Source organism: Pseudomonas fluorescens Q2-87, assembly GCF_000281895.1.
Classification (GTDB): domain Bacteria; phylum Pseudomonadota; class Gammaproteobacteria; order Pseudomonadales; family Pseudomonadaceae; genus Aquipseudomonas; species Aquipseudomonas fluorescens_S.
The window spans coordinates 2,542,686-2,555,640 of sequence record NZ_CM001558.1; the positions used below are offsets into that span (position 1 = coordinate 2,542,686).

The 12,955-nt window shown below is 62.3% G+C and carries 12 protein-coding genes; all 12 read left to right on the forward strand.

The window, feature by feature from the left end; genetic code table 11:
• The 12 genes from PFLQ2_RS16215 to PFLQ2_RS16160 all read left to right on the forward strand — a co-directional run bounded on the left by PFLQ2_RS16215 (position 1) and on the right by PFLQ2_RS16160 (position 12,947).
• Positions 1–2,535 carry an efflux RND transporter permease subunit gene (locus PFLQ2_RS16215; protein WP_003180916.1) on the forward strand — a complete coding sequence of 845 codons (2,535 nt, stop codon included), beginning with the start codon at positions 1–3 and terminating at the stop codon, positions 2,533–2,535.
• A gap of 123 nt (positions 2,536–2,658) precedes the next feature.
• Entirely contained in the window at positions 2,659–3,873 is a 1,215-nt protein-coding gene (locus PFLQ2_RS16210; protein WP_003180919.1) for an MFS transporter, read from the forward strand.
• A gap of 19 nt (positions 3,874–3,892) precedes the next feature.
• Complete coding sequence (locus PFLQ2_RS16205) at positions 3,893–4,933, forward strand: aromatic ring-hydroxylating dioxygenase subunit alpha (RefSeq protein ID WP_003180922.1); 1,041 nt, start codon at positions 3,893–3,895, stop codon at positions 4,931–4,933.
• Between the two features lie 33 nt (positions 4,934–4,966).
• Positions 4,967–5,764 (forward strand): Rieske 2Fe-2S domain-containing protein, encoded by a 798-nt coding sequence (locus tag PFLQ2_RS16200; RefSeq protein WP_003180924.1) that lies wholly within the window; start codon positions 4,967–4,969, stop codon positions 5,762–5,764.
• A complete protein-coding gene (locus PFLQ2_RS16195; protein ID WP_003180926.1) occupies positions 5,764–6,717 on the forward strand; it encodes a PDR/VanB family oxidoreductase in 954 nt (317 codons plus the stop codon). Before PFLQ2_RS16200 ends, PFLQ2_RS16195 begins: the two co-directional genes overlap by 1 nt.
• 81 nt (positions 6,718–6,798) lie before the next feature.
• Positions 6,799–7,371, forward strand: a complete 573-nt coding sequence (locus PFLQ2_RS16190; RefSeq protein WP_003180928.1) for a cupin domain-containing protein — start codon at positions 6,799–6,801, stop codon at positions 7,369–7,371.
• Positions 7,368–8,360 (forward strand): fumarylacetoacetate hydrolase family protein, encoded by a 993-nt coding sequence (locus PFLQ2_RS16185; protein ID WP_003180931.1) that lies wholly within the window; start codon positions 7,368–7,370, stop codon positions 8,358–8,360. Before PFLQ2_RS16190 ends, PFLQ2_RS16185 begins: the two co-directional genes overlap by 4 nt.
• Complete coding sequence (locus PFLQ2_RS16180) at positions 8,351–9,358, forward strand: NAD-dependent epimerase/dehydratase family protein (protein WP_003180934.1); 1,008 nt, start codon at positions 8,351–8,353, stop codon at positions 9,356–9,358. The genes PFLQ2_RS16185 and PFLQ2_RS16180 overlap by 10 nt, the downstream gene beginning before the upstream one ends.
• Entirely contained in the window at positions 9,345–10,130 is a 786-nt protein-coding gene (locus tag PFLQ2_RS16175) for a cyclase family protein (RefSeq protein ID WP_003180936.1), read from the forward strand. Before PFLQ2_RS16180 ends, PFLQ2_RS16175 begins: the two co-directional genes overlap by 14 nt.
• Positions 10,127–10,861 carry a FadR/GntR family transcriptional regulator gene (locus tag PFLQ2_RS16170; RefSeq protein WP_003180938.1) on the forward strand — a complete coding sequence of 245 codons (735 nt, stop codon included), beginning with the start codon at positions 10,127–10,129 and terminating at the stop codon, positions 10,859–10,861. Before PFLQ2_RS16175 ends, PFLQ2_RS16170 begins: the two co-directional genes overlap by 4 nt.
• A 49-nt stretch (positions 10,862–10,910) precedes the next feature.
• The gene (locus PFLQ2_RS16165; protein WP_050551569.1) at positions 10,911–11,837 is read left to right on the forward strand and encodes a LysR family transcriptional regulator; all 927 of its coding nucleotides are present in this window, start codon (positions 10,911–10,913) and stop codon (positions 11,835–11,837) included.
• Positions 11,838–12,152: 315 nt separating this feature from the next.
• Positions 12,153–12,947: an ornithine cyclodeaminase family protein gene (locus tag PFLQ2_RS16160; protein ID WP_225970863.1), complete on the forward strand. Its 795-nt coding sequence runs from the start codon at positions 12,153–12,155 to the stop codon at positions 12,945–12,947.
• Positions 12,948–12,955 lie beyond the last annotated feature (8 nt).

Consider the following 12,955-nt stretch of genomic DNA (forward strand, 5'->3'; position numbering starts at 1 on the left):
ATGACGTCCCCTAGCCATTTCACCCCGTCTCCTGCGAATGCCTTCGATGACTTTGATCCGCGTTCCGGCTCGGTACTCGAGCGGGCCCTGTTCAACCATCGCCTGTGGGTGTTGCTGCTATGCCTGGCGACCACGTTGGTGCTCGGCTGGCAGTCCAGTCGCGTCGAGCTGAACGCCAGCTTCGAAAAAATGATCCCTACCCAGCATCCCTACATCGCCAACTACCTGGAGCACCAGCAGCAGTTGAGCGGGCTGGGTAACGCGGTGCGCATCGCCGTGGTCAACAAGCGGGGCGATAACTACGACAGCGCCTACCTCAAGACCTTGCAAGCGTTGAGTGACAAGATCTATCTGCTGCCCGGCGTCGACCGGGCTTACATGAAATCCCTATGGACGCCGGCCACGCGCTGGGTGGCGGTGACCGAAGCGGGCCTGGACGGCGGGCCGGTCATTCCCGACAACTACGATGGCGGTGCCGACAGCCTCGTGGCCTTGCGGCGCAATGTGCAACTGTCCAACGAAATCGGTCAGTTGGTGGCGTTCGACCAAGCCTCGAGCATCATCCATGTTCCGTTGTTGCAGCGGACCCCTGACGGGCAGTTGTTGGATTACACCAAGCTGTCGCAACAATTGGAGTCGCTGCGCAGCCAATACCAGAGCGACAGCGTCGACATTCGCATCACCGGTTTCGCCAAGAAAATCGGTGACCTGATCGCCGGCCTGCGGCAGATCCTGATGTTCTTTGCCGTGGCCATCCTGATCACCGCCGTGGTGCTCTACTGGTACACCCGCTGCATACGCAGCACGTTGCTGGTGGTGTTCTGCTCGCTGGTGGCGGTGGTCTGGCAGCTTGGCCTGCTGCCGCTGTTGGGCTATCAACTGGACCCTTATTCGGTGCTGGTGCCGTTCCTGGTGTTTGCAATTGGCATGAGCCATGGCGCCCAGAAGATGAACGGCATCATGCAGGACATCGGTCGTGGCATGCACCGTGTGGTCGCCGCGCGCTTCACCTTCCGCCGCCTGTTTCTCGCCGGCCTCACCGCATTGCTCTGCGACGCCGTGGGCTTTGCGGTGCTGATGATCATCAAGATCCAGGTGATCCAGGACCTGGCGATGATCGCCAGTATCGGCGTGGCCGTGCTGATTTTCACCAATCTGATCCTGCTGCCAGTGCTGCTTTCCTATGTGGGGGTCAGCCGCCACGCTGCGCGGCTGAGTCTGAAAAGCGAACACGCCGAACAAGCCGGCCAGAATCGCCACGGGTTCTGGCGTTTCCTCGATCTGTTCACCCAGCGTCGCTGGGCGGCGTTGTGCATCGCCCTGAGCCTGGCACTGGCGACGGCCGGCTTCGTGGTCAGCCTGCAATTGAAAGTCGGCGATCTGGACGCCGGCGCCCCCGAGCTGCGGGCCGACTCACGCTACAACCAGGATGACGCGTTTCTGACCCAACATTACGGCGCCAGCAGCGACCTGTTCGCGGTCATGATCAAGACGCCGGCCAGCGCCTGTTCGCGCTACGACATCCTGAGCAAGGTCGATGCCCTCGACTGGCAACTGCGCACCTTGCCAGGGGTGGATTCGACCAATTCGCTGGCGCTGCTCAACCGGCGGATGCTGGTCGGCCTGAGCGAAGGCAGCCCGAAGTGGTACGAACTGCAAAACAACCAGGCGATGCTCAACATGGTCACCGCCGGGGCGCCGCGTGGGCTGTACAACGAAGACTGCAGCCTGCTGACGCTCTATGCCTACCTCTCCGACCACAAGGCGCAAACCCTGACTCGCCTGGTGGATCACGTCGAGCAATTCGCTGCAAAAAACAATACCGACGAGGTGCAATTCCTCCTCGCCGCTGGCAATGCCGGGATCGAGGCGGCGACCAATATCGTGGTCAAGCAGGCCAATCGCGAAATGCTGTTCTGGGTCTACGGCGCCGTAATCCTGCTGTGCCTGATCACGTTCCGTTCCTGGCGCGCCACGATTTGCGCGGTGATTCCGCTGATGCTCACCTCGATTCTCTGTGAAGCGCTGATGGTCTGGCTGAACATCGGCGTCAAGGTCGCGACCCTGCCGGTGATCGCCCTGGGCGTGGGCATCGGCGTCGATTACGCGCTGTACGTGATGAGCATCCTGCTCGGCCATATGCGCCAGGGCACGAGCCTGTCGCAGGCGTATTACCGGGCACTGCTGTCCACCGGCAAGGTGGTGATGCTGACCGGTGTGACCCTGGCCATCGGCGTCGCCACCTGGATGTTTTCGCCGATCAAGTTCCAGGCCGACATGGGCGTGCTGCTGGCCTTCATGTTCGTCTGGAACATGGTCGGTGCGCTGGTCTTGCTGCCGGCCCTGGCTCACTTCCTCTTGCCGAGCAAGCGCGTCAGTAGGGGGCAGACCGAGTCTGGCCCCCTTGATGAGGCCCACCGCCCAGTGGCTGTGCCGCAGGCGAACGCCACGGTCGAGGCGGCCAAAGTGCCGCGCCTGCAAAGCAAGAAGACTTCCGGTCACGATCAAACAGCGGCTAATCCAGTCGCGCCATAACAAGAAAGGACTTAGCCATGCCTCGTCTGTATCTGTTCCAGCAGCCTCTCTGGCTTGACCTCATCGCCGGCCTGGGCGCCTTCGGTATGGCGTTCTGCGCGGCCCACCCGTCGGAGGTGCACCATGAGCGTTGAGCGTCAGGCGGGCTTGCCGCAGTCGTTTTTATTGTTGCTCGGCAGTTGCTTGCCGGTGCTGGGTGCAGTGCTGCTCGCACCCGTGCTGCCGCGTATGCAGGAGCACTTCGCCCAGACACCGGGCGTGGCGGTGCTGGTGCCGATTGCCCTGACGCTACCGGCGCTGATGATTGCTTTGCTGGCGCCCTTCGCCGGGATCATCGCCGACCGGCTCGGGCGCAAGCCGTTGCTGATCGGGGCCATGTTTCTCTACACCCTCTGCGGCGTGTTGCCGCTCTGGCTGGAGTCGCTGCCGGTCATCGTGATCAGCCGCGCCGGCATCGGTTTGGCCGAGGCGGCGATCATGACCTGCTGCACCACGATGATGGGTGACTACTACAGCGGCGCGCGGCGTGAACGCATGTTCGCGTTGCAGATGGTTGCCACCTCATTGTCGGCGGCGATTTTCATCGCCATCGGTGGCGTGCTCGGCGAGCACGGCTGGCGCACACCGTTTGCCTTGTATGGGCTAGGGCTGGTGTTCCTGCCGCTGATGGCCTGGCTGCTGTGGGAGCCGCGCGCGCAGGTTGTAACAGCAACAACCGCGGTGGGCAGGGCCTTTCCCTGGCGCGCCCTGGCACCCTTGTACCTGCTGTCATGCCTGGCTGGCTTGAGCCTGTTCATCGTGCCGGTACAAGTCGGTTACCTGCTTAACCTGTTGCACATCGACGGATCCCAGCAGATCGGCATGACCATGGGCGCCAGTCAGCTCGGTGTGCTTGCGGGGGCGCTGGGTTTTCGCCTGATCAGTGGCGTGCCGCCTTACCGGAAAATGTTCCTGGCCTTTGTCACGGCGGGGATTGGCGGCGCACTCCTGGCAATCGCCCAGAGTCATGGCGTGGTAGTGGTCGCCGTGCTGATCAACGGCTTGGGCATCGGGTTGATGATGCCGACCCTGATCACTTGGATCATGGCCCATGTCGACTTTCCTCAGCGCGGCCGCGCCGCCGGTGGTTTCACGGCGATGTTCTTCGCCGGCGAGTTCATCAGTCCGCTGGTCGTGCTGGCTATCACCGGCGCAGCGGGCGGCGCTTTGCCGATCGCGCTGGGGATTGTGGCAGCTGCCCAGCTCTTGATGGCCCTGGCCTGCCTTCGACTGCGCGGCAACGGAGTGGTTTTTCCGACAATTGTGGGCCAGGCGCAAAACGGCGTTTCACCAAAATAAGAACAACGAGGAGACCGTGATGAATTATTTGCTTAACACCTGGTACATCGCCGGGTGGGCAGACGAGCTTGCGCAAGAGGCGTTGCTGGGAAGAACCATTGTCGAGCGACCTGTTGTGTTCTTTCGCGACAGTCAGGGCGTGATCCAGGCGATCGATGACCGCTGCCCACACCGGTTTGCCCCGCTGCACATGGGCAAGGTTGTTGGTGACAGTATCCAGTGCCCCTACCACGGGCTGCGTTTCGATGGCGCCGGCAAATGTACCCATAACCCCCATGGCGAGGGGACCATTCCCAAGGCCGCGTGTGTTCGCGGGTATCCGGTCGTCGAGCGCCATGGGGCGATCTGGGTCTGGCTTGGCGATCCGGCGCTGGCCAGCGATGCGCTGATCCCCGACTTTTCCTTTTTTGAACAGGCGCCAACCCATGCCAAGGGCAAAGGGTACTTGCCAACCCGTGCGCACTACGAGCTGCTGTCCGACAACATCATGGACCTGAGCCATGTCGATTTCCTGCACCCCGATACGCTGGGCGGCGGGGCGTTGTCGCGGGTGCGCGCCAGTGTCGAGGAGTTGCCCAACGATCGCGTGCGCATCAGTTGGTGGGCGCCTGACGACGTGCCGCCGCCGGCGTTCGGCGCGCACCTTGAAGACTCGACTCGGGCTGACGTCTGGGCCGAAGTTATCTGGCATGCACCGGGCCTGATGCTGCTGGGCAGTGGCGCCACTTCCCCAGGACGCCCCAGGGAGCAGGGGCCGGTGACGTGGAACCTGCACTTGATGACCCCGCAGGACGCGACGAATACCCATTACTTCTTCGCCAATACGCGCAGTTTCGAGCAGCACAACGAACAGTTGAATGGCTTTGTTCAGAAGATGCTGATCGGCATTTTTTCCGATGAAGATAAACCCATGGTCGAGGCCCAGCAGCGCCAGATAGGTGAGGTTGAATTGCTTGACCTTAACCCCGTACTGCTTCCCGTCGATGCCGGTGCCGTGCGCTGCCGCCGGGTATTGCGTCGATTGATCGAGTCCGAGCGGACGAGTGCTGAACCCAAGTAGTCGGCAATCCATTGTCCGAAAAGAGGAATTGCGATGAGTTTTCTACGTAACGTCTGGTATGCGGCCGCATGGGGAAGTGAGGTCAAGGTCGGGGCGCTTTTCCAACGGACCCTGCTGAATGAGCCGGTTGTATTTTTCCGTGATTCCCATGGCGCTGCTCAAGCCATCGCTGATCGGTGCCCACACCGTTTCGCGCCCCTGGGCATGGGCGTGCTCAAGGGCGATGCCGTGCGCTGCCCGTACCACGGCTTGGAATTCGATGGCAGCGGCAGCTGTGTCCACTACCCTCACGGCGATGGCGCCATTCCCCGGGCAGCCAAGGTCAAGGCCTATCCCCTGGTTGAACGCTACAGCCTGCTGTGGATCTGGATGGGCGATATGAGTCTGGCCGATGCCACGCTGATCCCGGACTTCAGTTGCATGGACGGTGATCATTGGTATGTCGGCAAGCGTTATCTGCACGCCAAGGCCAACTATGTGCTGGAAACCGACAACATCATGGACCTTAGCCATATCGAGTTCCTGCACCCCAGCACGTTGGGGGGTGATGGCGTCAAAGGTGCGCTGACCAGCGTGCTGGAGGAGGGCAACACTGTCTGGTCCAACCGGCAGACGGTTGCCGAGGGCTTGGCGGAACAGCAGGCAACCGCAATCAACCAGCCTTTTCACGATGAAGACCTGCCGATGCTCGAGGCTCAGCAGCGGATGATGGGCGATAAGTCTTTCTGGGACTTGAAGCCGGTCTTGTTGATCGGCGATGCCGGAGCCATTCGAGCCCGTCGTGTACTCGACCGGCTGATCGCTGCTGAACAACAAGCGAGTGCCCAGTGATGATCGACGTCGTCGTGACCCGCAAGCATCGCGAAGCCGAGGGCATCTGCAGCTTCGAACTGGCCGCCGTCGATGACTCTCCACTGCCGGCCTTCAGTGCCGGCTCGCATATCGACGTGCACCTGCCCAACGGCCTGGTGCGCCAGTACTCGCTGTGCAATCACCCCGAAGAGCGCCACCGCTACCGGCTGGGCGTGCTGCTCGACCCCGTGTCTCGTGGCGGTTCGCAGGCCATGCACGAGCAGGTGCAGGAAGGTAGCCGGCTGCGTATCAGCGAGCCGCGCAACCTGTTCCCGCTGGAGCATGGGGCGCAGTACAGCGTGTTGTTCGCCGGCGGTATCGGCATCACGCCGATCCTTTGCATGGCCGAGCGCCTGGCCCAGATCGGCGCTGCCTTCGAGCTCCATTACTGCGGCCGCTCAACTGAACGGATGGCCTTTGTCGAATACATTCGGCGTTCGACATTTGCCCATCACGTGCAGGTTCACGTGGACGATGGCGAGCAGGCCCAGCGTCTCGACGCTGCACGGGTGCTATCGGCACCTGCCACCGACCATCACCTGTATGTCTGTGGCCCTAACGGCTTCATGGAACATGTGCTCGGTACGGCGCGCGAGCAGGGCTGGGCCGAGGCGCAATTGCACCGTGAATATTTTGCCGCCGCTGCTGTTCCTGCCCATGAGGCGGGTGGTTTCGAGGTGCAGCTAGCCAGCACCGGGCAGTGCCTGCCAGTGCCCGCCGATCGCAGCGTGGCCCAAGTGCTGCTGGAGGCCGGCATCGATATTCCCTTGTCCTGCGAGCAGGGCATCTGCGGCACGTGCCTGACGCGCGTACTGGAGGGGGAGCCGGAGCATCGCGACATGTTCCTGACCGATGCCGAGAGAGCCCGCAATGACCAATTCACCCCTTGCTGCTCACGAGCCAAAAGCGCGCGACTGGTGCTCGATCTTTGATGACTGCCCACGATCGAGCTCTGTCCGCTGCCGCGCCACTTTTCGCCAAGCCCCGTTGGCAAACTGATTGAGGAGTCTTACATGCAACAGCTTCCCGGATTCAAACGCGTGGTCACCGGGCACGATGCCCAAGGCCAGGCGGTGGTCGCCCTCAGCGGGCCGACGCCCAGTAGTTTTCCGCTCAAATCGGTGCCCGGCACGGTCTTCCATGAGATCTGGAACAGTGCCGCCAGCCCGGCCGTGCTGGATAACGGCGATGATCCCACGAGCAAGCCGCTGCAATTGAGCCCCGCACCGCTGGGCAGTGTGATCCGCGTGGTGGATATTCCGCCTGACAGTGTGCAGAACCAGGTCAGTGCCGACGCTGCCGCGGCGGCCTTCGCCGAAATCGGTCAGGCCCATGCAGGTACGGGGCAGGCTGACTCCAAACACAAGCTGATGCACCGCACCGAAACCCTCGATTACGGCGTGGTCACGGAAGGTGAGGTCTGGCTGGTATTGGATGGCGAGGAGGTGCATCTCAAGCGCGGTGACATCGTCGTGCAACGAGGCACCAATCACGCCTGGAGCAATCGCACCGAACAGATGGCACGCATGTTGTTCGTCCTGCTCGATGGTCGCTTTGCCCCCGAACTGCAAGGAGCACCGGTATGAAGCTGAGCACCCTGAAGAATCACAGCCGCGACGGCCGCTTACTGCTGGTATCGCGCGACCTGGCCTGGGCGGTGGACGCCAGCGACATCGCTGCAACGCTGCAGCAGGCCGTCGATCATTGGCCAAGCGTCGAGAGCGCTTTGCGCGCCCGCTATGACGCCTTGAACGAGGGGGCATTGGCAAGTGCCTTTGCCTTCGATCCGCAGCAGGCCGCGGCGCCGTTACCGCGTGCCTGGCAGTGGCTGGATGCCTCGTCGTTCCTCAGCCACGGGGAGCGGATGCAGAAGGCTTTTGCGCTTGATCCCATCGAAGGTGTCGAACACACACCGCTGATGTATCAAGGCTGTGGCGACGATTTCCTGGGGCCCCACGATGACATCGTGCTGCCCAGCGAAGCCCATGGCATCGACTTCGAAGGTGAGTACGCGGTACTGGTCGATGACGTACCCATGGGGTGTTCGGCAGAAGAGGCCGCAGGCCATATCCGGCTCATCCTGCAAGTCAACGATGTGAGCCTGCGAGCGCTGGCGCCCCGTGAAATGAAGACCGGTTTTGGTTTTATCCAGGCCAAATCCTCATCGAGCTTTGCCCCGGTGGCGATTACGCCCGACGAGTTGGGCGAGGCCTGGCGCGACGGGCGTGTGCATCTGCCGCTGCGAGTCGAGTGGAACGGCCAGTGGTTTGGTCACGCCAACGGCGGCGCCATGCATTTCGGTTTTCCTCAGTTGATTGCCCATGCCGCACTCACCCGGCGCCTCAGGGCAGGCTGTCTGATCGGTTCCGGTACCGTTTCCAATGCCGACCTCAGCGTGGGCGCTGCCTGTATCGCCGAACGGCGTGCCGTGGAAATGATCGAGCACGGCGCACCACAAACGCCGTTCATGCACTTCGGTGATCGTGTGCGCATGGAAGTCTTCGATCAGCAAGGGCAGTCGGTATTCGGAGCGATAGACCAAAGGGTCGTGAGGGGAGACCTGCCATGCGCGTAATGATTACCGGGGCCAATGGATTTGTCGGACGGGCCCTGGTGAAGCGATTGCTCGAATCCAATCAATTGCACGGCCGGTCGATCAGCGCGTTGATCTTGCTGGACAAAGAGTTGGTGGGCTTTGCTGAGGACAAGCGTCTGCGCCGGCATTGCGGCAGTGTGACCGACGCTGCGTTGTTGCGTCGTGCGCTGGCCGATGGCATCGACGTGGTGTTCCACTTGGTCAGTATTCCCGGTGGCGCAGCCGAGCAGCACTATGCCCTGGGCTATCGGGTCAATCTGCTGGCGAGCTTGGAGTTGCTTGACCAGTTGCGCGAGCAGCCTGGCGCGCCAGTGCTGGTGTACGCCAGCAGCGTGGCGGTGTACGGCGGCGACCTGCCGGAACGTATCGATGAGCGCACTGCACCGCGCCCGCAATTGAGTTACGGCGCGCACAAGCTAATGGTAGAGACGGCGCTCAATGACCTGGCCCGACGGGGCGAGGTGGACGGCCGTGCGGTGCGCCTGCCAGGCATTGTCGCCCGTCCACGGGAACCCAACGGGCTGCGTTCGGCGTTCATGAGCGATCTGCTGCACGCCTTCGCCGAAGGCGAGCCGTATTGCTGTCCGGTTTCGCCCCAGGCGCAGGCTTGGTGGATGTCCGTGAAGTGTTGCGTAGATAACCTGCTGCGGGCCGCCGAGCTGCGGGCAGACGAACTCGGTGAATCACGCGTCTGGCAGTTGCCGTTGCTGCACCTGTCCATCGCCCAGGTCATTGATGCCCTGGGCACTGCCTACGGCCAGGAACGCCGCGCGCTGATCAGTTTCGCACCGGATGCTGCACTGCAAGCGTTGTTCGGCCAGTTTCCCGCAATGAAAACTCCCCAGGCCCGGGCCCTTGGCTTTCGTCATGACGGCTCCGCCGGCGCCTTGATCCGCAACAGTTTGAATGCCGCTGCCCCGGCGCGCCGAGCGCGTGGGCGTGCCAAAACCGGAGTGACCGAAAATGCAATCGACTAAACGCCGTCTGGTGGACCTCTCCGTTACCCTGGACAACAACCCCTACACCGATCCGCCGCCGTTGTTGCCGAAGATCGACTACATGGACCATCAACAAGGTTGGCCGGAGATGGCCGCGATGTTTCCCGGGCTGTCCAAGGCGCAACTGCCTGGCGATGAGTCCTGGGCCGCTGAACGCCTGCAAATCACCACTCACAGCGGCACGCACATGGATGCGCCCTGGCATTACGCTTCGACCACTGACGGCGGCAAGCCGGCTTTTGGCATCGACGAACTGCCGCTGGACTGGTGCCTGCAACCTGGCGTGAAACTGGACTTTCGTCACCTGCCGGACGGCCATGTGGTCAGCGCCGTCGAGGTGCAAGCCGAGCTGGCGCGCATCGGCCATGACTTGCAGCCGTTGGACATTGTCCTGGTCAACACCCGCGCCGGAGCCTTGTTCGGTCAGCCGGGCTATCTGGATGCCGGAGTGGGCATGGGGCGTGAGGCCACTTTGTACTTGCTGGAGCGCGGTGTGCGTGTGGTCGGCACCGACGCCTGGAGTTGGGATGCACCATTCAAGTACACGCGCGAACGCTTCGCGGCCACGGGCGACGCCTCGATCATCTGGGAAGGGCACAAGGCCGGGCGCGACATCGGCTACGGCCAGATGGAGAAACTGGCCAATCTGGAGTGCTTGCCGGCCCATGGCTTCCAGGTGTCCTGCTTCCCCTACAAGATCAGGCACGCCTCGGCCGGCTTCGTCCGCGCTGTAGCGATTTTCCAGGAATGAGCGGGCCCGCGGACGGTGCAAAGAAACGTGGCAGCCTTTCCCAGGGGCTTGAGACCGTGCTGTCGGCGCACATTCTTGAGGGGCGGCTGCGGGGCGGTGAACAGTTGCCCACCGAGACGGCCCTCATGCTTGAGCATGGGGTCAGCAGAACGGTGGTGCGCGAGGCCATGTCGCGTCTGCAAGCCGCTGGAATGGTTGAGACACGCCATGGCATCGGGACGTTTGTACGCGGTAGCGCGCTGTCGCTGGAAACCTTTATCGACCCGGCCACGATTGGCATCATCGTCGATTCGTTGGCGATCATGGAGTTTCGCATCGGTCTGGAGGTAGAAGCCGCCGCACTCGCTGCCCAGCGACGCACCCCCGTTCAGCTGGATGAATTGCGAGTTCTACTCGATCAGCTCGGGCAGCGTGACGTCAGCGTGAGTGAGCGGGCAGCGTTGGATTTCCAGTTCCATTTGAGCGTCGCCCAGGCGACAGGCAATCCGTACCTCGCCAATACACTTCGCAACCTTGGCGTCGTCATCATTCCGCGCAGCCGCCTGGATTCTGCGCGTCTTTTTCATGACGAACCTTTGCACTACGAACAGCGCGTGCAAAGCGAGCATGAGCAGATTTACCAGGCCATCCTGAATCAGGACCCGGAGTGGGCGCGCGCTGCCATGCGCTTGCACCTGAGTGATAGTCGCGAGCACCTGCATCAGGTTCATGAAGAGCTGGAAGGAGGGTAGGCATGGCGAGCACGAGCTGCACCGCAACAAGAACCTGCGAGGGGCTCATATGCTCGATCCCATAGCGCAGCCTGCGGCCACTGCTTTGACAATTGTCGATCCCCGTTGGGCGTTGTTCGTCCAGGTGGCGGCGGCGGGCAGTCTCAGTAAGGCGGCAGTACTGCTGGATATGCCTCAGTCCATGGTAAGCAGAGGCATCGCCCAGCTCGAAACCCAATGCGGCGAGCGTCTGTTCCATCGCACCGGGCGAGGGGTGGTCCTGACTGAGTTCGGGGAGCAACTGCTGCCTTGCGTATCGGGTCTTCTCGCGGACGCCGAGGGCCTTGCCGACGATATTCGCAACCGGCGTGGAAAACCGGTGGGCGAAGTCGTCGTCGGCATGCTGCCTTCTGCGGTACGTCGGTATGCCGGTACACTTTTTGCGGCCGTGCAAGCCCAGATGCCGGGGGTGCGATTGCATCTGATTGAAGGTGCGAGTGCTCAGCTCGAAGAGCAGTTGCACGATGGTCGTCTCGACATGGCCTTGGTGTTGCGCGAGAACGAAGCCAGCATTGGCGAGGCGTATCTGCTGGCCAGGCTGCCGCTGCATTTGGTAGGGCCTGTCACCGATCCAGTCTTCGATCATCCAGATATCCCATTGAAGCAGTTATCCGGATTGCCGCTGGTGGTGCCAGGGCGCCCCCATCTGCTCAGAGCCAGGCTCGATCACCTGGCGAACGAGCATGGCGTGGAGCTGTGCGTCGCCGTGGAAGCCGACTCTGTCCAGCTCCAGTACGAAGTCGTGGCGGCGGGTGGGGGCTATGCGATTGCCTCGGTGCTGCCGGGCTCGCTGGATAACCGACTGATGTCGTCGCGTATCGTCGCGCCCGTTCTTGAGCGCTTTGTCGTGCTCGCCGAGTCTCCCCGCCGTCCGGTCACTCGTGCCTCCCGTGAGGTTCGGCGGTTGATCTGCAACCTGGCCATGCCATCGATTTGAGCGATAGCTGCTTTCGATGCCGAGCAGTATTCGGCGTGATGTGCGCCTCGTAGGGTGTCAGTCAATCAATGGCTGATACCCGATGGCGAGGTTAGCGATATGCATGATTCTCCAGTGTCTCCAGTAACTGCCCCCACGCTCTTTCTCAGCGACGCCGATGTTGCCTCGCTCTCTGACTGGAGCTCCGCCGTTGCTGCGCTCGCGCAGGCGTATGGCTGCCCCGTATCCGATGCCATGGTGCCGCCTCGGTCCATGGCCCGGGGCGAGGGGATCTGGCTGCGCAGTTTGACGGCTGTCCCTCCGGCGGGTGGCCACATGGGCTGCAAATTGATCGCGGCCTCCATGCGCGCCCGTTGTGCCAGCTATCTGATCGCCTTGTTCAATCAGAAAACCATGGCCCTCAGTGCGTTGATCGACGGCAACCGGGTCACCGGATTGCGTACGGCTGCAACCGCCGCCCTGGCGGTGGATCTGCTGGCGCCTAAGCGGGCGCTGCGGGTTGGCGTGATCGGTGCGGGGTTCGAAGCGCGTGGCGCGCTTGACTGCCTCAAGGCTGTGCGGGACGTGGTCCAGGTGCGGGTGTTCAGTCCGACGCCCGCGAGCCGCGAGCGCTTCGCCGAAAGTTTCAGGCCTGCCCTGGATATCCAGGCGGTCAGCAGTGCGCAAGAGGCGGTGCAGGATTGCGATGTAGTGATTTGTGCCGCGCGCAGTCGTGACGAATCTCCTGTGTTGCTGGGGGAGTGGCTGCCTGCGGGCGCTACGGTGGTGTCGTTGGGCTCCACCTTGCCCGAGCAACGGGAGGTCGACCCGACCACGATGGATCGAGCGGTTTGCATCGTCGCCGATATGCCGCAAGAAGTGCTCCACGATACCGGTGACGCCATTGCTGCGATCAGCGCTGGTGTGTATGTCGCCGACAAATTGGTCGCACTGGCGGACCTGGTCGCGGGCCGTGTCTCGCCGCGTCAAAACGCAAGCGACATCGTCCTCTACAAATCGGTGGGCTCGGCGCTGCAGGACGTCGTCATTGCCCAAGCGCTGTACGAGCGCGCCAAGCGACAAGGCCTCGGTATCGAGCTGCCCGCCAGCATCGTTCCTGTCTCGAAATAAACCCTCCA

Excerpts from the sequence above, each read along its gene's own strand:
- PFLQ2_RS16215 (WP_003180916.1), top strand. The coding sequence starts at position 1 with ATGACGTCCCCTAGCCATTTCACCCCGTCTCCTGCGAATGCCTTCGAT.
- PFLQ2_RS16210 (WP_003180919.1), top strand. The coding sequence starts at position 2,659 with ATGAGCGTTGAGCGTCAGGCGGGCTTGCCGCAGTCGTTTTTATTGTTG.
- PFLQ2_RS16205 (WP_003180922.1), top strand. The coding sequence starts at position 3,893 with ATGAATTATTTGCTTAACACCTGGTACATCGCCGGGTGGGCAGACGAG.
- PFLQ2_RS16200 (WP_003180924.1), top strand. The coding sequence starts at position 4,967 with ATGAGTTTTCTACGTAACGTCTGGTATGCGGCCGCATGGGGAAGTGAG.
- PFLQ2_RS16195 (WP_003180926.1), top strand. The coding sequence starts at position 5,764 with ATGATCGACGTCGTCGTGACCCGCAAGCATCGCGAAGCCGAGGGCATC.
- PFLQ2_RS16190 (WP_003180928.1), top strand. The coding sequence starts at position 6,799 with ATGCAACAGCTTCCCGGATTCAAACGCGTGGTCACCGGGCACGATGCC.
- PFLQ2_RS16185 (WP_003180931.1), top strand. The coding sequence starts at position 7,368 with ATGAAGCTGAGCACCCTGAAGAATCACAGCCGCGACGGCCGCTTACTG.
- PFLQ2_RS16180 (WP_003180934.1), top strand. The coding sequence starts at position 8,351 with ATGCGCGTAATGATTACCGGGGCCAATGGATTTGTCGGACGGGCCCTG.
- PFLQ2_RS16175 (WP_003180936.1), top strand. The coding sequence starts at position 9,345 with ATGCAATCGACTAAACGCCGTCTGGTGGACCTCTCCGTTACCCTGGAC.
- PFLQ2_RS16170 (WP_003180938.1), top strand. The coding sequence starts at position 10,127 with ATGAGCGGGCCCGCGGACGGTGCAAAGAAACGTGGCAGCCTTTCCCAG.
- PFLQ2_RS16165 (WP_050551569.1), top strand. The coding sequence starts at position 10,911 with ATGCTCGATCCCATAGCGCAGCCTGCGGCCACTGCTTTGACAATTGTC.
- PFLQ2_RS16160 (WP_225970863.1), top strand. The coding sequence starts at position 12,153 with ATGGGCTGCAAATTGATCGCGGCCTCCATGCGCGCCCGTTGTGCCAGC.